The 21,709-nt window shown below is 31.8% G+C and carries 9 protein-coding genes; 4 read left to right on the top strand and 5 right to left on the bottom strand.

Annotated elements, in window-relative coordinates:
• Positions 1-730 precede the first annotated feature (730 nt).
• The gene (locus ACWG42_RS07210) at positions 731-1,651 is read right to left on the bottom strand and encodes a tyrosine-type recombinase/integrase (protein WP_455791194.1); all 921 of its coding nucleotides are present in this window, start codon (positions 1,649-1,651) and stop codon (positions 731-733) included.
• Positions 1,652-1,756: 105 nt separating this feature from the next.
• On the opposite strand from ACWG42_RS07210, the gene ACWG42_RS07205 reads away from it, so the two are divergent.
• A complete protein-coding gene (locus tag ACWG42_RS07205) occupies positions 1,757-4,135 on the top strand; it encodes a hypothetical protein (RefSeq protein WP_455791193.1) in 2,379 nt (792 codons plus the stop codon).
• On the opposite strand, the gene ACWG42_RS07200 is transcribed toward ACWG42_RS07205, so the two are convergent.
• The 3 genes from ACWG42_RS07200 to galE form a co-directional block, all read right to left on the bottom strand.
• On the bottom strand, positions 4,127-5,218 hold the full coding sequence (locus ACWG42_RS07200) for a hypothetical protein (RefSeq protein ID WP_455791192.1): 1,092 nt from the start codon (positions 5,216-5,218) through the stop codon (positions 4,127-4,129). The genes ACWG42_RS07205 and ACWG42_RS07200 overlap by 9 nt on opposite strands.
• Positions 5,205-9,467, bottom strand: a complete 4,263-nt coding sequence (locus tag ACWG42_RS07195) for an AAA domain-containing protein (protein ID WP_455791191.1) — start codon at positions 9,465-9,467, stop codon at positions 5,205-5,207. The genes ACWG42_RS07200 and ACWG42_RS07195 overlap by 14 nt, the downstream gene beginning before the upstream one ends.
• A gap of 418 nt (positions 9,468-9,885) precedes the next feature.
• On the bottom strand, positions 9,886-10,890 hold the full coding sequence (galE, locus tag ACWG42_RS07190) for a UDP-glucose 4-epimerase GalE (protein WP_455791189.1): 1,005 nt from the start codon (positions 10,888-10,890) through the stop codon (positions 9,886-9,888).
• 259 nt (positions 10,891-11,149) lie between these two features.
• On the opposite strand from galE, the gene galU reads away from it, so the two are divergent.
• From galU to ACWG42_RS07175, 3 genes are all read left to right on the top strand, one after another.
• Positions 11,150-12,025 (top strand): UTP--glucose-1-phosphate uridylyltransferase GalU, encoded by an 876-nt coding sequence (galU, locus tag ACWG42_RS07185; RefSeq protein WP_455791187.1) that lies wholly within the window; start codon positions 11,150-11,152, stop codon positions 12,023-12,025.
• A gap of 77 nt (positions 12,026-12,102) precedes the next feature.
• On the top strand, positions 12,103-14,766 hold the full coding sequence (locus tag ACWG42_RS07180; RefSeq protein WP_455791185.1) for a PD-(D/E)XK nuclease family protein: 2,664 nt from the start codon (positions 12,103-12,105) through the stop codon (positions 14,764-14,766).
• The gene (locus ACWG42_RS07175) at positions 14,759-17,968 is read left to right on the top strand and encodes a UvrD-helicase domain-containing protein (RefSeq protein WP_455791184.1); all 3,210 of its coding nucleotides are present in this window, start codon (positions 14,759-14,761) and stop codon (positions 17,966-17,968) included. The genes ACWG42_RS07180 and ACWG42_RS07175 overlap by 8 nt, the downstream gene beginning before the upstream one ends.
• Before the next feature lie 371 nt (positions 17,969-18,339).
• Here the strand turns inward: ACWG42_RS07175 and ACWG42_RS07170 are convergent, their stop codons facing one another.
• Positions 18,340-21,633: a LamG-like jellyroll fold domain-containing protein gene (locus ACWG42_RS07170; protein WP_455791182.1), complete on the bottom strand. Its 3,294-nt coding sequence runs from the start codon at positions 21,631-21,633 to the stop codon at positions 18,340-18,342.
• Positions 21,634-21,709: the final 76 nt, after the last annotated feature.

The raw sequence follows: 21,709 nt of genomic DNA, 5'->3' as shown, positions 1-21,709 counted from the left end.
TCCCTACATGACTTTCTCCTTTTGATACATCGATACTGATACATAATTCTTTCAATTGCATTTCCTCCTTCTTTGCCTTTTTGCCTTGGGTTTCCTTTTTTCATCAGTCCTATTTTCGTTGTTCATACAGAATGATTATCCTAATTAGCTATAAACAGATTTACTGTTGAATAAAGGAATGGGACGTTTTTTTTGACGTGATAATAAACACAAAAAGAGACTCGTCCTCACTTACTTTAAACTTCTTCATTATATATGCCTATATAACAAAAAAGCTAAGAGTACCGAATTCACCCTTAGCTAGCATCATCAATTGTGGAGAGATTGCCTTGTTGAATAGTCAAGTCTTACGACATTGCCATAAAGGTCTTTTACAGGATCAAGTCCTACTTGTGTTATCTCTCCATGAATATTATATATTACCCTTTCTCTTGATGTAAATAAAAAGCTAAGAATTAATTTGATTTAACTCCTAACTTTATAATACGAAAGCAGATAATAAGAATTAACAGAAAATTTATATGGTTTAATAAAAATATATAAATTTCACATCAAAGGAATGAGTTTCGATCTGATTTTTAGAACTCCTATATCTTAGCAACTACTATAATAGAATATCTCGCGTATATAAATAATTGTGTGGGTAGTGATTAAAGAATATTAAGTTAATAACAACAATTTATCAAAATTTCATATTCACATTATAGTAAAACATGATTGTGACAACTGTTTATATATAATTAACATAATCATTTCTGGGATTCTTTTCAGTTAATATTTCTTTCTGTTTTGTGTTTGATACATGTGTATATATTTGTGTAGTTATAATTGAACTATGACCTAGGATTTTTTGTATGTATCGTATATCAACATCTTTATCTAATAACATTGTAGCAAATGTATGCCTATACATATGTGGTGTGATATGTGTTGATAAATTTAGTTCATTTTTTATGGTAATTAGCAGCTTGCGAATTGATTGATCAGATAATGGATTGGAGCTTTTATTTAAAAATAAGTATCCAACTTTATTGATAGCATTCATATTGCGATTGTAGTAGGTCCTTAAAATATCCAGAACATTAGCATTTCCAACGAACAAAACTCTCTCTTTTGATCCTTTGCCGAATATCCTTAAATCTCCTTTAGTTAAATCTATATCATTTATTTTAATATTGCATAATTCGGAAATTCTTAACCCAGTGCTAAATAATAATTCGATAACCGCAACATCGCGAATAGCTTTGTTTTTTTCACATTCAGTTTTAGCCTTTTTTATTTCATTGTATAAATATTCAAAAATTTTATTTATAGTTTCCGATTCAATTGTTTTTGGTAATAGTTTTGGTTCCTGTATTCTAGTTTTTATTTTTCTAAATGGTGTTTCTTCGATTTGATTTGTAAATTCCAAATATGAAAAGAAACTTTTAATACTAGCAATTTTCCTTTTGATTGTCTTGCACTTTGTATATGTTTGGTTCAGATTATGTACATAGTTGATAATTTCTACGTGATTTAAATACTCTAATCCTACATATTGGAAAAATTGATTTAAATCACATTTGTATGCTCTTATTGTTTTATGGTTTAATCGTTTTCTATATTCACAATCCTCAATATATTTATTCATTAATACTTCTCTATAGTACATTTAAGCTACCTCCTAATTTGGTAATTTAAATTATACAGAAAAATTAGAAATAAGTAATGATAACAATATATTATCTAAATGATAATATATATTGACGGAGGACACATGTTAGCTCAATTTGAAAGAAAAACACTAGACATAATTTATAAAAAACTCGTTGATGAAAATGAAAAAGTAATAACTTTATATGGCGCAAAAGGTATTGGGAAAACATTCACTATTTTCAATTTTGAAGAAAGCTTATTGGAAAATTGGAGTGTGATTTACGGGCAAGGAATAGGAGAAGATGCTGCTCCATATTCAACATGGGATATAAACCATAATGTGAAATTGCACAAGTATAGAACTGGCTTTACTATGGGAGTGGGTTTTATCCCTCAAATATTGGCTTCAGCGATTAATCTTGAATTAGAGATAAACAAAACAATATCAAATGATTATTTTTTCAATGAAAATGAGATGCTCCTTTTAACAGAAATAAAAAAAACGGTAAAGAATAATAAACTTTTAATTATTGCTGATGACTATGATCAATGGGATTTGTGCTCACAACAAATGATCAAGAAAATGATTCATAAGAACACAAATATTGTTGGATTAGATATCCATTTCTTACTCATTAGTTCAAAAGATTTGAAAATTTGCGAGAGTATAAAAATGGCAGATTTGAGTGATCATGATTATTTAGAAGTATTATCAACAAAATACAGAGAAAGCATTCCTATATCTAAAGTAAAAAAATTTGCTAATAATAATTTGAATCTTGCATTTATGTACATGGAATATGTTGAACATAAAAATCAATTGCAATTACACGAAGCAATCGATTTAATAATAAATAATAATGAATTATTACGTGATTGTGGTTTAGAAAAAATTTCTATAATAAACGGATTATTTTCGAAAAAAGAGGTATCATTTCTATTAGATAAAAAATTATTAGATAGTGAAAGGTTATTAAAGCAAGCTGAAAATTACAATCTCATACGTGGCGATGAAAATTACTATTTTCCTGACATGACTATCAAAGAGTATTTCTCATTAAAATTGAAAGAAGAAAAAAAGTACCTACATGAAAAATTCTCGAAATTCTTGCTGGAGTATTTTCCAGAAGATTATTATAATCGTTTCTTACATTCTTTTTTAGGAAGTGGTGCAAGCTCTAATACATTAGCTTACGAAGGATTACAGTTACTATTGATTGAATATACGAGAAGGTGGGAAAAAGTCAAAGATGATAACGGAGTATCAAATCTATTGGATATTTTTGATAAATGTAGTAAGAAAGTATCAGGATATCTTCAATCTGAGCTCCTATTATTAAAAAATGGATATATAGAAGGTTTCAAAGCATTTAAAGAATATGATTATCAAAAGGCGGTTTTATGCTTATCAATCGAGACATGTTCGATTTCTTTAAGCATGAAACTGGATATTCTATGTATGTTATTATTATGTAACATTCAGTTAGGGAAAAAAATAAATGTGCTTAAATTATCCTTATCATTATATAATCTTGTTACTGATCCTAAATGTGAAGAAGATGAATTGATATGTAGAAGCTGTTTGATTTTGCTAGACGTATATTTAGATAAGACAGAAGATAAAGATAAGGCAAATGAAATTGAGCTTTTATTTAATAATATTTATGTTAAGCATGCAGATAATTTTATTTACGGAGATTTTAAGGCTTCATTAAGTAGAAAAGCATCCTTAAACTATCCTCCCAACATTGCCATAGAGATGATAAGTTTTAGTATATCTCATTATAAAGGGTACAACCGATTATGTGATTTGTATATGTCATTATGTAATCGAGCCGCCAATTATATTATTAACAATTCTTTTGATGAAGCTTATATTGATTTATCAAAGTGCACGGTATTATTATCCAACACACAAGTATATTTTCCAAGTCATTACAAAATCTATAATAATATGTCGTTATTAAGTATATGCAGAGCTGAAGAATGCTATATATCATCGAATTATAAAGAGGAGGATATATATTTACTCACGATTCAAAAAGAGTTTGACAACTTATCCGAATTAATAACATCTAAAAAAGATGAAGTTTCTTTTGTGGTTGAGTTGAACAGATTAGCCCTTTCTATGATTCTACAAAAAGACACCGTCGAAAATGATATGCAAAATTTATATTTTGATATTAGAGAAACTGACGCATATTATATGTTTTATATGTTAAACTTAAAATTTGCTTATGCAATAGTGAATGGTTTAAGTGAGGCTGAGAAGATATTTTCGAAGATGAGCAATATAAGCATTCCTTTATTAGCGCCCTTTGAAACTATCATGCAACAAAGGCTTAAACTACAAAATCGTATGCTGACAGAAGGTTTTAAAGGGAATATGTTAGATTATCATTTCTTTTTTAGAAAAAATAGTAAAACTATACAGGATGAATCATATTATTTTTATATGAAAGGTTTATTGTTTTCAGATTTACAATTTTTATCATTTTAAAAGTTTGTTATTCTTTAAAACCGTACATTTTATGATTATGTCAAAAATATCTGAATAATCAAGATCATTATTTTCAAAAGCATAACAAAAAGAACTGTGCTTTGTAATATATGGTGTAGTAGCTATATCAATTAAATAAGGAACGCCCGACTTCGTAACTCTGAAATCAACTCTACCATATATATCCAAATTTAAATGTTCAAAAACTTTCATAGCATTTTTCTTTATAAGTTTTATTGTATCCTCTCCAACTTTATCCTTTAGAAATCCAAAATGATAATTGTCATTGAATGAATCCTCATATGTTAGGATTGAATTTTTACTAAATTTAATTTCAATTGGATCTAAACTTATTATTTTATCATTTATTTTAAACACTGGCACTTCACACTCATATCCATCTATATACTCTTGATATAAATAATCTATATCGAAATCCATGTTAGTGTTTATTTCGCTTGAACTAAGAATACTATTTACATCTATTCCTTGACTAGCCGATTCTGACATAGGTTTTTTTAAAACTTTTATATTTGAAATTTCATGAGTTGCGAAAATTAACTCGCTTTTTGATTCCCATATTTTTGGTGTCTTTATATCGAAACTATTTAGGTAATGAGAGAAAAATAATTTGTTTCTTGCCATAGAACATGCAAAAGAACTTGATGTTGTATATGGCAAAGAAACCATATCGCAAAAAGCAGGAACAAGAGTTTTTTTGTCATTATGAATACCATTTCTTGCAAGGTTGAATATCAAAGACTTATTAAACTTTGAAGGCTTTTTTATAAACTCTTCTATAAAATCTAACTCATTATAATAAACAGTTTTTATAAAATATCCTGCATCGACAATCCCTTTATAAATTTCATAAAACTCGCTTGTACTAAACTTCTCTGTTCTGCTGCAAGTTAGTTGAATAGGATTATCATAACCTCTTGGCTCTCGTACGTGTGATATTAAAACAATATCTAGTTTGTTTTTATCTAATTGAAGCCTCATAATATCATCTAAATTCATTTCTTCACCCTCCGATATTGATAATATATTGTTATCACTACTTAATGTTTTATATGTTTTCATATCTTATCATCTTTCCTGCAAATGATCGACTAAACATTTCTTTTTCAAATAAAAGCACTCGGAAATCATTTTCATCTTTTTGCGTAAATGAACTTACATGACAACAATGATTTCGAAGAACTTTCATTTGCCCTAAATCATCGATATACTCCTGCCACCATAACTCACTGTATAACTGATTATGGGATAAACGAGAAAGTCGTATTTTATTATTATGCAGTGCATTATAAATATCTCCCATACGAATTTTCTGAAAACTTGCATCTTTATAGTGCATCGTACATTCTTTCATAAATTTATAAAAGCAATCAAGCAAATGCAACTCTATTGCTTTACAAAACATAATATTTACACATGATCTTTCTTTCATTTCTATATTCATTTTTTCATGCATTGTCTTGATTAACTTATCGTACTTTATTCCAGAGAAAAGTAGTTCCTTGCAATTTACTGTTAAAGATTCCACTACCCTTTCGTTTAAAAAATAATTTTGATATTCCTCCTTAGACAGACTTTCAAAACTATCTTCCATCATATTCAATCCATCCATAAAATCATTTAAATGAATTTCTTCTTCTCCATCATTTGTTATTTCTACCAAATCTTCCACTTTAGGTAAACTATCTAATAGCTCTTCTACCAAATATTTATCGACTTGATCGTTTTGATTAGCTAAATTCAATTGTTTAAGGGTATACGCATCCATAATGCCTTTTGTAGTTCTCATATGGACATTGTGTTTCCATGCCTGATAATCACCAACGATACATAAGCGATATTTTGCACGAGTTACTGCAACATTGATAATATTCGTATTCACCCAACGTATAGCACCTTTTGCATCAAGATCACATCCTAATAAAAAAACAACTTCATCCGCTTCTTTTCCTTGAAAGGTGTGAACTGTTCCACAATACTTTTTCATCCATTCATCAATGTTTTTTCTCATTTGTTTATGGGCATGTTTATAGAAGTCAGTTTTCTTTAAATCATTACAAAAACCGCTAGATACAGATGTAAATGGAGAGATTACATAGAGACTTGGTATCTTATCCTTTGCTTTTTCAAACGCCTTTATAAGAATATCAGCTACAAATTCTCCCTGCTCTTTTATATAATGATTTTTTCCATTACTTCTGTCTTCTTTACCGCTTATATTTTTCCACCTGGAGCATAGAAATGAAAACTCCTCTGCTTCCTCTTTTTTAGGTGGCAATGTTTGTTGCTTCATCAAATTGTTATAAGATAAAGTGTTTGATATTTCAAACATTGGACTGATACATCTACGATGAACAACTAAGGGACATCCTACCCATGTTAATGAATTTTCACTATTTTCATAATAAGTTCCATATTTATTCAATGCATCTGCAAACTCTTGAACAGATAATTTTTTATTCATATACGGAATTATTTCTTCTTTTCTAAGAATTCTTTTTATAGCATCTAAATCATCACTCACAACAGGTTCCACTTGTTTTGGATCTCCCACAATGATTGCTTTTCTACACCGTAGCATAGCACCTAAGGCCATATATGGCTGAGCTTGACCAGCTTCATCTATGATAAGTGTACCTAAACTAAACGCATCTCTAATGTCTTCTAAAAACTTCCCAGTAGAGGCAAATGTAGTAGAAATGACTGGGAATAAAATTGATAATGTGTGAATTAAACTAGGAAATGCTCTTACTCGATCATCTTCATGATATTTTACTATCTCATCACCCTCAAATCCTTTCCACATCACTATAAGATTTTTCAAATTACATCGTATTGCCTTACTTGACATTATAAATTCCTTTATCACTTGTAGTGAAAGGTAGAAAAGTTTTTCACGTTCACGATTAAATTCTTCGCTCATCCATGGGTTTGATAAATGAGCCTTAGCTGCTTTCTCATTATCTCCAAAAAAGCCTTTCCAAAACTCTTCGTGAAGAGCATCAAATGATTCATAGTCTTTTGTTTTATGAATTGATTGAACCCATGCCTCATATTTACTTTCTGTGTCTTTTATAGAGCATTCAATTTCATCTAGTGTTTTTAGAATGCTTTCTTTTTTTCTCTTATTACTAGTGATAGATAACTGATAATTTTTAATCTTCTTTTCTGTTTTAGAAAGCGTATTGTCTAAATCTTTTTCTTTTTTTAAAACAACTAAATACTCTTCTTCAGCTTTATGATAATCCATTTTCAATACAGTTAGCTGTTGCATATTATCTTCTAATAATTTGTATTTTTCCTGTATTTTGCTTTCTTTCATAGTTTTAATACGAAAGATTTTACATAGTATATCTATAATATTTCTGCTAGTTTCTAATTGTTGAATTTCACTTTCAAGCGTTTGAATATCTTGCTCTTGTACTTTGCACAAGTTCTCTTCTTCGCCTTTTAAATTTTTCAACTTCAAAAGTTCTCTTCGCATTTCATTCATTGCTTTGTTATGCTCTTTTACTTGTTTTTCAACTTCTTTGCTCTTAGATTCGAAATTTTCAATCATCCATTCGCACTTTTGGTACAGGACTTTATTATTTTTTTGCGACAATAATAGGTTCTCTATTGTGGACTTACAATTATCCTCAAAATCGCAACTTATTTCGATTTTATTTTGAATATCTTTCACTCTTTTTTCTTGTAGTTTTAATTGTTTTACTGCTTCCTTATACTTCTCTTTATGTTCCGTTATCCAAGAATTTTTACTTAAGCACTCAAAGAATAAAGAATTTAGTGTTTCACTCAATGCATTTATATTTGAACGCTTTCCTAATGCTGCAGAAATAAATCCCCAGAAATAATCATCTTTTGTATCACCATCTTTTTTATTAAGTTTGTTAAAGTGATGATTTGCCGATTTCGTAAAATAGATATCATTATCTTGGCTCTGTTTAAATAAGCCTGCAATTTCTTGTAGTGCGTTCTCATTTTTGGTATCGATATGATTTACTTCAATTCCGTTTATTAAATTATCTCCATTAGGTAATTCTAAAGTAATGTTTTCCACCGCATTATTGTTACTTGAAGCTACCAAAATACCATATCGCGCAATACTTTCATCCACTGTGTAAAAAGCATTAAATCTATCTAGATATCCGTGCCCTAGTTTATCCCCGTGTTGAAATGACTGCTTCTTAAAAGCTTTATCTGCATCCTCGTATGTGCTTATACACAATGCTTTTTTTACTATTGAGTTTGCTATTATTTCCTTTAGTAGCGTTGTTTTTCCTGTCCCAGGAGGACCATTGACGGAAAAGCAATTAGGATTCTCTTTCCCTTCCTTAATAGCCATGTTTATTGCAAGTTGTTGCATAAATGAAGGTGAATATTTTGAAGGCCATTTTCCTAAAGGAGCATTTTCTATATGTAAATTATTTTTGTAAAATATCTTTGTCTCTGAAGTATCGCTTAAAATATTAGTCATTCCATTATTTTTGTTTTTTTCCAATAGATGTGTAATAAATGGAAGGATACAATTTCTGCCATATGTATTCTTTTCTACACATCCGCTTGCAATCTGATTTTTCACAAGTTTCAAATCTTTACTAAAAAATCCTGTATGTAAGTTACTATAACCTAAATTATTTACATTTAATTCTTTTATTTTCTCATCGTTAAATCTTTGATATATAACCATTCCTTGGAATGATGGGTCACATATATTAGGCAGGTCCTTCATAAATTTTGATTTTACTTTGCTGAAACATTCTTTTAAAACATTTTCATTTATTTCATCTTTTTCCTTTAGCCAATTTTCTATTTCTTTTAAATCGTCATAGTAATTATTTATATCCACATCCATCATATCTTTGATTACTGATGTTTTTATCTTATACATCATCCATAGAATAGGGGAAATATTGAATGTTCCCTCTACATATCGTAATAGACTAGTAACTTGAAAAGCCATTACCGTAATGTTTTTAAAAGCTTTATCTTCTCTTAAATCTTCCTCATTCAGTAATGTATAGATTGCCTTTGTACAATTTTCTCTCGTTATTTTTCCCAAGCATATTTCTATAGTATTAGAAATAAACGGTAGTTTTGTATGTTTTTTGTTATCATAATCTAGCATTTTTTCCATATTAAAAGAACCGTTTATATCATGTCCTATTATCTGCGCAGTTTCATTATCTTTAACATTGATAGATGGATAATCAGGTTGTGTTAAAAAATCAATTATAGACCAATAATCAATTACACCATTTACTTGGTTATTCATATGTGCCCCTCCACTATATTGTAATAATTTCCCCATTATTTATTATAATTCTATCACACTTCTTCGAAAAAGCAAAATTTGTATTTTTATCATAATTGTATTTATGAAAATCTTTGAAAGTCTCTGCCTTGTTGCTACAAAAATATTTCTAAAGAAGTTATTTTCTATTTTCTATATTATTGCACAAAAAAAATACTCAACATTCATTATATTTTTCAATATAAATCATATATCATTCTTCAATTAAGATAATTTTTTTTGTAATATGCCTTTTATATATTTCCTGACTCGAAAAAATATATAGATGTAGAATTAACTGTTTTTCATTTTGAAACAATTTTGTTATATTAAGTAAATAAGATCACGCTGTATCGGGTTATGCACAGCAAAAGGATTCACATAAAAACAGGTATCAACCTTTTTAAAGTTGGTACCTGTTCTTCATAATGTAAATCTATTTCTTTGTAGTTTGTAAAAAATGCCAAGCATCTTTACACATATCCTCTAAGTTCTTCTCTGCTTTCCAACCTAATTCTTTTAATGCTTTCTCAGTACTTGCATAACAAGTCGCAATATCACCTGGACGTCTTGGATCTATTTGATAAGGTACTTCTACTCCATTTACTTTCGCAAATGTGTTCGCTACATCAAGAACACTATATCCAATCCCTGTTCCCAAGTTATAAGAATCCACACCAATTGGTTCCATTACTTTGCTAACTGCATTCACATGCCCTTTTGCTAAATCTACAACATGGATGTAATCGCGGACACCTGTTCCATCTGGTGTATCATAGTCATTTCCATACACATGAAGATAAGGAAGTTCTTTATTCGCAACCTTCACAATGTAAGGCATTAAGTTGTTTGGAATGTCGTTAGGACTTTCTCCTAACAACCCACTCTTATGTGCTCCAATTGGATTGAAGTAACGAAGTAATGCAATGTTCCATTCGTTATCTGATACATATAAATCTTTTAAAATTTGTTCAATCATTAGTTTAGTTGTTCCATAAGGGTTTGTTGTTGGTCCTAATGGGAAGTCTTCAAAGATTGGTACACTCGCTGGATTTCCATAAACGGTCGCACTAGAAGAGAATACCAAACGTTTACAATTATGCTTTGCCATTACTTTACACAATGCTAATGTACTCATTAGATTATTTTCATAATACATAATTGGTTTTTGTACAGATTCACCTACTGCTTTATACCCGGCAAAATGAATTGCTGCATCAATTGTATGTTCATTAAAAATCTTTTCTAAAGCTGCTTCATTACAACAATCTTCTTCATAATAAGCAACTTTCTTTTTTGTTATATCTTCAATTTTCTTAACTACCTCAATTTGAGAGTTATACAAGTTATCAATAATTACTACATCATGTCCTGCTTCCATAAGTTCAACACATGTATGGCTTCCAATAAAACCAGTTCCACCAGTTACTAAAATTTTCATAGTTCCTTCTCCTTTTGTTCCTCCTTATTATATGCTTCTTGCTAAGCTTTTTCAATTAAGATAGGGTTAACATCAAAAATCTGTACCAAAATCGTAAGAATTTACCAGTGATTTTTCAACGAATCAAGGATTTACACCGAGATAGAATCCTAAGATAGCAAAATTCACCAATGCTTTATACAAGGTGAATTTACAAATACACCTTGTCCGTATGTTTATATATGGTACAATAAAGTTAACGTTTAAAGGAGATAAACTTATGAAAATCAAAAAAGCAATCATTCCTGCCGCTGGTTTTGGGACAAGATTTTTACCAGCTACAAAAGCAGTACCAAAAGAAATGTTACCAATCGTGGATAAACCAACCATTCAATACATCGTCGAGGAAGCTGTCGCAAGTGGTATTGAAGAAATTTTAATCATCACAAACTGTTATAAGTCATGTATCGAAAATCACTTTGACACAAGCTTCGAATTAGAAAGAAAACTAGAGGCAAGTGGTGATCAAGAACATTTGGAGATGGTAAAAGAAATTGCAGATATGGCAAACATCTATAGCGTTCGTCAGAAAAACCCTAGAGGATTAGGTCACGCTGTATTGTGCGCAAAATCATTTGTAGGGGATGAACCATTTGCCATCTTGTTAGGAGATGACATCGTCGTTAATAAAGGTGGAAAAACCGCAACTCAACAATTAGTAGAAACGTTTGAACAATATAATGGAAGTGTTGTCGGCGTACAAAGTGTCGCAGATTCACAAGTACATAAATATGGCGTGATTGATCCACAAGAAAACTTAACACCACGTTGTTCAAGCGTGAAAGGTTTTGTTGAAAAACCTAAATTAGAAGATGCCCCAAGTAATTTCGCAATCCTTGGTCGTTATATTCTTACACCAGCCATTTTTGAATTGTTAGAAACACAAGCGCCAGGAAAAGGGAACGAGATTCAGTTAACAGACGCGATCGATCGACTTACACAAAAAGAATCTGTTTATGCATATGATTTCGAAGGAATTCGTTATGATGTTGGCGATAAAGTAGGTTTCTTAAAAGCACAAATTGACTTTGCTTTAGAACGTGAAGATTTACACGATGCAATGGTTGATATCATAAAAAACATAGATGTTAAATAATTCCTTAGATAGCTTCGGCTATCTTTTTTCTTATGAAAAAGATATAATATAAAAAGAGAAAATGGGAGGAATTTTATATGGATTTCACACAGTTACCAATGAATAGCATACTTATCGCGCCATCCCATATGCATGCGCTAATTAGAGAACAAATCGTAAAAGAAAAAAAGGGTATGGTGGGACTACGTATTTTTTCACCTATCCAATTTATATCCTCTTATTCCTATGAAGAAATCCCTTCTATGCATACTTCACTTTTTGCTATAAAGAAACATATATCTCCATTAAAAGCGCATATGAAGACATATCCAAGCATCGCAGAAACTGCCCCATTTTTAGAAGAATGTTACCAGTTCTATAATGCGATTACATATTGGAACATACCAATTGAACAATTGCCACAAAATACCCAAGCACAATTGGAACTATATGAGATTTTAAAAACATTCGAAGATATTCAAGTACCTGCACATAAATATATTTCATTTTTAGATAAGATAGAATCCCTTTCCTTTCATCAAGTATATATCATAGATACCTACTATTCGCTAGAGGATCAACAGATTATCCAAAAACTGCTCACAAAGGATGCAAAGCTCATTGAACAGACATTATATACTTGTGAGAAACAATTCTACCACGCAGTGAACAAGCGCCAAGAAGTAGAAGCATGTGCACAATATATTATCCACTCAAACCTACAAGCAGAAGATATTCATATAACATTGTGCGATACTACTTACCAACCATTATTAAAACAAATTTTTGAACGATATCAAATCCCGATTACATTATTACATCAACAACATACATCTCCTATCGTAAATCGTTTTCTGTCATTATTCAAGCTGTATTTGAACTATGATAATGAACATCTTCTTGCGTGTTTTGATGCAGGATTATTTCTACATAAACACACCCATGCCTTGCGCGAATATCTACAAGTATTTTCTTGTGCGTTTGATACCCTATTTCATCATGTAAATGAAATTCAAGAAAGTGGGAATGTGATTGATGAAATTACTTTAGAAAAGTTAAAGCAACTGGAAATGCAAGCAAAGGAAGTACAAGAAGAATTATGGAATACGCTAACATCCATAAAAAACGCTCCTTCTATCCCTTCCTTATTGATAGAAATCGTAAACATCATTAAAGAAACCTTAACTTCCACAGAAGATCGTACCATGTTTATGCAAATCACCACGCTTCTTCAAGAACTTCACCCTTATATAGAACGTGATGAAGATATCTCCTTTATGCTATACTTTATTGAACAAATGAATGTATCACATACTCCAAAAGAGTATCAAGGGATCCTTGTTCACTCTCTAAGTGATGAAATCATAAACAAAAAGCATCACTTCCTATTAGGTGCAAATCAATCCAACTATCCTGCCTTCCAAGTCAAGAAAGGTATTTTTGATGAACCTTATTATGCGCTCATTCAAGGGTATCCATCTATGGAAGAACGTTTTCAACATCATCAACAACAATTATCAAAATTATTGTGTACCTCTTCAAACATTATCATATCCTATGCATCTGGAACGTATGAAGGTAAAGGATTGGAATGCGCATTAGAGATTGAACAGTTTATGAATGTAGATTCCATTCCATATCCAGTACATGAAAACTATATGGAAATCTCTTTGCAAGATCATATTGATGAAGAAACTGCCCATCGATTATTTCTTAAAGACAACACATTACATGGATCAATTTCTTCCTTAGAACGCTATGTAAAATGTCCATTTTCATATTTCCTTCGTTATGGTTTATCCTTACGAGAACCAATGAAGCCTGGATTTCCCGATTCTTATGCAGGAACATTATCGCATTATATCCTAGAAACACTCATCAATACATCAGGTAAACGATATACGGAAAATGCTACAGAAATCATTTCCAATATCATCGCAAGTGAAGTTGGAGCATTACAAACTTTATTTCCATCTATGGAAGATGCGTTGACAAATGTGAAATATCATTTATTGCAGTCTATGATACAAACAATTCATGTCTTAGACGATTATGAAAAACACTCTTCCTTATCTCCAAGTCGATGTGAAATGCCTTTTGATTATGAAATTCCATTAGATGATTACGTACTCGCTCTTCATGGATATATCGATCGAATTGATGAATCTAGAGAATTTGCATGTATTCTTGATTACAAGAGTTCCGTTAAGACGTTATCAGAACCCAATGTATTTGCGGCTCTCCAATTACAGCTTTTAACATACTCTATGGTCATTGCAAAAGAAACTGGAAAAGATATCTTAGGTGCATATTACATTTCACTAAAGAATGAGAATATTACCTATACAGCAGGAAGTATGTCTCGACGCAAACCCGTTACACACAATATCAATAGCAAAGACGATATGGAGATTGAACGCAAAAAAGCAAGACGTTTCAACGGTTGGACCATGCACAAAGAAGTTGCGCAAATCGATGATGACGCAAGCCATATTGTAGGTATCAGTGCTAGTAAAGATGGTCTTATAAAAGCTCGTAAATTATACGATTTGCATAGCATACAAAAATATTTTACACAGATGTATCAAATGATTGGACATAAAATTTTACATGGAGATATCGCCTTAACTCCTTTAGAAGATGCGTGTACGTATTGTGATTATCATGAAATTTGTCGCTTTAAAGGATACTATACAGATAAAGTACAATGGGTAGAACCAGAAGATGATCTATATCAGAAAGGAGAGGATGAAAATGCCTAAGTGGAATGAACAACAGCTTAAAGCAATCCATACAAAACATAAAAACATCCTTGTTTCTGCATCTGCTGGAAGTGGAAAAACTACAGTCCTTATCGCCCGTTTGATGGATTTGGTAATGCATGATCATGTTTCTATTGATGCCATATGTGCTATGACATTTACAGAAGCTGCCGCAAATGAAATGAAAAAGCGTCTGGCAAGCGAACTACAAAAAGCTTACCAAAATGCAAATGAAGAAGAAAAGATTTTTATATCCAAACAATTAACAAGTATTCAAACTGCCCATATTTCAACCATTCATAGTTTCTGTTTATCAATTCTACAAAACTATTATTATATGGTTGGTATTCGCGCAGAACGAATTACTCATGTCATGGACAATGGACAAATGACACAATACCAAGCCCTCGCAATGGAAGAAGCATTTCAAATTCAATATAAAAAACAAGAAGAAGTATTTGTGAATCTTACACAGATGTTTTCTGCACGTCCTGAAAATAACGAAGCTTTACAATCCATGATTGTCACACTAGCGACATTAGCATCTAGTAAATCCAACAGTGATGTATGGCTGTCTTCTTTATCGACCGCATATCAAAATATTCATCGTATCGAAGATTTAAGTATTGACCTACAAGAAAATTTCTTTGAATATTTACTTGTAGAATGTAGAAGATATGAAGAGAATATCCAAAAAGTTAATGAATTATATATCGTAAAATATAATGAAGATGTAAAAAAACATACGATCGTACAACAGAAAATACTAGCTCTCCCTAATCTATTCACTTTTCTACAAACAAAAGACTATACACAGTTCCGTCAGGAATTCATAAACATTTCCCATGCGGTTGTTCCCCCTTGTCCAGATAAAGAAGACAAGGAGTACGCGAAATTGCGTAAAGATATTCTAGTGATTGAAGATCGCATGCTTGCGAATTTATTTACAGAAGATGAGTTTATGAAAGATATCGCAAAGCTACAACCCTACATTGAGAAACTTGTGGAAATGTGTAAAGACTACCGTCATGCGTATGCATCTCTAAAAGAAAAAAATGATTGTATCGATTTTGATGATATGGAGCATTTTGCTTTAGAAATTCTTCGTGCTAATGATGGACAAATCGCTCATATTTATCGTGAACAGTTTGTCGAAATCATGGTAGATGAATTCCAAGATAGTAACGATGTACAAAATGATTTAGTAAATCTTATTTGTAAAAAGGATAACGTATTTCGCGTAGGTGATATCAAACAATCCATTTATGGATTTCGACATGCCAAACCTCAATTGATGCGTGGGCTTATTGATAATCGTGGATATCATGATGAAGTTATCTATCTATCCAACAACTACCGTTCAAAGAAAATGATTGTAGACTTTAACAACGAACTCTTTAAGCAATTGATGAATATGGATGGATTCTCTTGTAGCTATACGAAAGAAGATGATGTAGATACTGGTGTTCCTGAACAAAACGAACACAATGCACCTATTTGTTTTCATACGATTTTCCACGATGAAATAAAAGAAGAAGAACACCTAATCATTGCGAAGAATACATTAAAAGCAAATTATATTGCGAATCAAATCATCGATATAAAAAACAAAGAACAACGTTCATGGAAAGATTTCGTTGTTTTGGTACGTGGAAATGCAAGAAAAGATAACTTAAAGGCAGCCTTTGATGAATTGCACATCCCTTACTTTATTGATATCAAGTACGGATTCTATCAATCAAGCTCCGTACAGATTATGTTATCCGCATTGAAATGCTTATGTAACCCACACGATGACATTCCTTTTGTTGCTTTGATGATGTCTCCACTATTTCAAAGAAGTGCACAGGATTTAGCACAAGCAAAATTAGTAAAAGATAAAAAAGAATCCTATTATGCATATTTTAAAGAACACCCATTTCCATCCTTTGAACATTTTGAAACCCTAAGAGAACATGCCAACACTTTCCGCTTAAGTGAAATGTTGAACGCTTTATATAATGTGGAAAATTATTATACAAATCACACGACCATTCAAGAAAAAACCAATTTGGATTTATTGTTTGAAAAAGCCGTCCAATTTGAACAAGATTTTGCCAGTGGCATAGAATCCTTCTTAGCTCAAATTGAACAAATCAAAGATGCACAAACAGCAGAGGCAATCCCTGTTGGTAGTGAAGCTGATGTTGTTCGTGTTATGAGTATTCACCAATCAAAAGGGCTACAGTTCCCTGTGGTATTCCTATGGTCTACTGATAATCAAACACCTATAGAATTTAAAGATTATTGCATTGCAGATAGTGATCTTGGAATCGCCATGAAAGCGATGGATTTACCACAACGATATATTCGTACTACAATCCAAAGAATTGCGATGGAACACAAAAAAGATAAAGAAGAATTAGAAGAGGAAATGCGTATTCTATATGTAGCTACAACACGTGCTCAACAACAGATGCACATTGTAGATTGTATTTTATCTCTAGATACCTATCGACATCCTTTAACGATGTCTGAAGTATACAATCGAAATGGATATACCTCTTGGATTCTACAAACATATCTCACTCATCCAAGCCCTCTATTCACGATTCGTGAAGTTCATCATTTGTGGGAAAATCAAATACAGCCGATGGAAGAAGTTCCATATCAATCGATATCGCTATACCAACATCCATTCACCCCACTTCAGTTCTCTACCGCATCACAAGCAAAAGGGATAGAAGTTCCCGAGTTCACATTAGACAAAGTGTTGAATGGAAGCCTTTATGGAACTCACATGCATAAAATGATAGAAATCATGAAGAATCAGGCACTCTCATCTGAAGATATAAAACATATCGCAGATGACATATCTTTCGATATACGTCCTAACGATATTCAGGCATTGCTTAATCTTCAAAAGAATAAGATTTATATGATTGCGTCTACAAAAGAGTGCTATTATGAGCTTCCCTTTACAGCACAACATGGAACTGAAATATTACATGGATATATGGACTTTGTAGCACTTGATGAAAATGAGATTACCATTATTGATTTTAAAACAGACGCATTATCAAATGAAGCTGACTTTATAGAACGCTACCAAGAACAACTTTATACGTATCAAAAAGCAATGAAAACTATTTATCCAAACAAACAAGTTCAACTCTATATCTATTCCTTCCATCTACATAACATGATACAAATAAGACTATAAGATTACACTCTTATAGCCTTTTTATTTCCTGGGTAATACTTACTCACGATTACATATATAGGATTTATCATTGATATCCTACTTTCTTTTATTTATAACATCATGTAATCTTTTGTCCTCGATAAACTTCTTTTTTCTTGGATCACCTTCCGCAGATAAATCATACAATCCTTTAAATCAAACACAGAACTCCAAACTGTTTCAAAATCATCTTCCTCTCTTTTCTTGTCATCTTATGTAAACTGTAAATCAATAAAAATTTTATATCAAGACATTCCACCATTCTTATAAATTTACATCCTATCACAAAAAAAGTACAAACACTTTTTAGCGCTGTACTTCTTGTGATAAATGAAATAGGTCTATTATTCCTATAAAAGATTTTGTTTCTTCTTTGATACTTTATAAATCAAAATGATTGCGAATGATGAAATACCAAGCACCAATATCATCAAGTTCATATTGGTAGTATCCGATGTAGAGACCTTGTCTTTCTTTTCCTCTGCTTTCTCATTAGGAACAGATTCAATTTTATCTTTCTCATCCGAAGGATTTGAACTTATCGCATCCTTTTCCACCACTAAGAATTTAGACAAACTACCTGTTTTAAAGGCCACAGTGCCATCTTTTACTTCTGTCTCTAACCAGCTCCATGTTCCATTATCGTCAATATGTAAGACCGCAAGCTTTTCTTTATTCCATGTTTCTTCTGATGCTATACGAATTACAATATCTTCGCTAGGTTGTAAAGTCTTTCCTTGTTTATTCAATTTGATATTATAACCTGCTAACGTTTTAAGATTATTTAAATCTTTATCTCCCTTTAAAATTGCTTGCATTGCCTCATTTGATAAAGTATCTACATTTAAAGTGATGTCCTTATCAAACATTCCTTCGATTTGTACTTTTTTATCACCACTTTCTAAGACACGATAAATCTCTTCATCTTCATCAGGCTCATTTACTTCTTCCTTATCTTTTACAAAAGTTACTGTCATATCAACAGTAGCATTAACATTCTTAACAGTTACCGTATTCCCAGCTAGTTCAAATGCTTGATTTCCTTTTAGGATGATTTGTTGTTGCTCGATATGATATCCATCTTGTGGTGTTAATGTAAAGCTTACAGTACCATCTTTTTCTACCTTTGTACTTTGAGGAGTAATACTTCCATGAATAGCATTTGCTTGCACTTTATAATATACTGCTTGCTTTTGTACTGCCTCAATGGCATCTTTTAATCGGACATATACAGACAACGTACCATTGATATCTTCTTCTGCCATTTTAAGTGCGTCATTTAATTCAGTTAAAACCGCTTCTTCATATACTTGACCGTAATCTTGGTTTCTTTTGATTTCATCTTGTAAATTCTTACCAACCATGATGGCTTGTTGAATGTCATCGCTATAATTTAAAGATGTATTATATAATGCAAGAATATCATCGCTACTTAGTGAACGGCTCCACATGGAAAGATCATCCATATCAAACCCTATGTTCCCATAACTCTTTGTAGCATCCGTACCAATCATCATATTTAGATTACTTGTTGCGTCACCTATATTTTGGATACTCATTTCTTTTACCATAACACCATCATAATACGTACGCATGATTTGTGCTTCGCGATCAATACTGAAACTCATCATGTGCCAATTCCCTTTATAATTATCCACAACTCCAGTAGAATAAACTCCATTTGTTCCATCACCTAAAGCAAATTCTAGTTTTGATGTATTGGTAGCTTCTGGCGCTATATTGATTCCTTTTCGATAATAATTCGCCCAGTTTTTATTACTTAGAATAGCCGCATAACCATTATGACTTGTTAGTTTTAACCAAAAGTTAATTGTAATATCTTTATCTGTTCCCAGATTCCATTCTTCTCTTTTGCCAAGATCGATGTAATCTTTTTGTGTACTTCCTACACGAACTGCCTTACCATCTTTATGAAAACTATCCACGAAAGAAATATTTCCATTTGCGATTGCTGTTGTAGTATTCAATGTACTATCTTTCAAATCCCCATCGAAGTTCATATCAAGATATTTCCCTTCTTCAATGTTATCCGGTAATGATGAGGGACCATCTACAGAAGGTAGTGAAATTGTTCCAGCGGTTTTGAACTCACCTCGTAAAGCTACGCTACTTCGATTTTCAAAATCATCAATTGCATTCACCACTACTTGATAAGTTTTTCCAGGTTCCAGCCCTTCTATATCAAAACTCATATCATTCGGACGATAATAGAATCTTGAATATGCTTTGAAAGTTCCTTCAAATGCTTTTGTAGCTGTATTGCTTTTATCAGGTAATTGGCGAACCTTAACTTTTACAGGTTTATTCGTTGCTGCATCTGTAATTTGAACTTCATAGTAATTTACAAGTTCATCATCATATGCTTGCGAAAAGTTTAAAACAACACTTTCCTCAAGAACTTCTTGTGTCGTAATGGTTGCTGATTCATCAAACCAAGGCGCGATTGTACTACGAGTATCATTGGTATATTGAAAGCCTTCTTTTCCTTTTGCTGTTTCTACTACCCATGGCATTCCGATCCAACGTTGATTAGATACATCAAAACGACGAATAACAGTAGAGCCATCCTCCAATATAGAAATAAAATTACAAGTTCTTTCCGTAGTATCTTTATTCCCTGTATTTGAATTAAAGTAACCACCTTCCACAAAGTCTGCTGGTGTATCTAAGTACATATAGTTCATAGATCCATTTTCTACAAATGTAAAATTGTTTTGATAAATAGATGTTTCTTGTTCTACAGAAAAATGTGTATGTGCAGAAAATATGATTGCTTGTGGGTAATCTTTTAAAATGGTTTGTAAATCATTTCCCATCGTATCATAATCCGAATGAAACTCTCCTCCCAAAGATGTTCCAGCATATCCGCTATGTGCCTGTATAAAAATAGGCTTTGTTGCGTCATAATCTGTATCAGATGTAATGGATTGTAATGTCTGTTTCAAAAAGTCTTGATACCCTTTTCTTTGCCCAGTATATCCATAATTGTATTCTCCATTATAATCCAAAGTAATGAAATCAAACCCATTCACATCCGTGTGAAAATTTCCTACATATTTACTATCACTATCCCCATAAAACCATATGCCATCATCCTTATGGTTTTCATCAAATACATCTCCCATAAGATCTGCAATATCATGATTACCACTTGATAACATGACTTTTACATCATCTCCAAAGTTCTGACTTAGTACTTGATCAACTGCACGATACCATCCTTCTACCATGGTATCATCCCCTTTATTATGAGCAGTGTTTTCAGGATCGTTACACCCTACAACATCCCCATTTACCATAATTGCTTGTACATCAAACGATTTCGATTGTGCCCAATTGGCAATACGTTCATACAAATAATTTTGTTGTTCCACATTTACTTGTTGACTATCCTTAGGATCACTAGGCTTCGCCATAAACTCCGTATCTGACATCGTTAAGAATTCAACTTTTGTTTCTACATTGTTATAGGCGTTATTTGCCTCATCAATTTTTTCCTGTGTCATTGCCTCTACAACATTCGTTTCGCCTTGAGCAAAACATAAACTTCCTTGTACCGCAAACATTTGTAGCATACAAAGACTTGCACAAATACCCCTTTTAACTTGCTTCATGTATCTCATATAATACCTCCTATAACCCCACTTTATACTAACATTTGGATGACTTCATGAGGGTAAATAGGAAGTGAACGTTCTG

Source organism: Amedibacillus sp. YH-ame10, from assembly GCF_053848885.1.
Note: the sequence above shows the minus strand (reverse complement) of the source record. Positions and strands in the feature narration are given on the sequence as shown.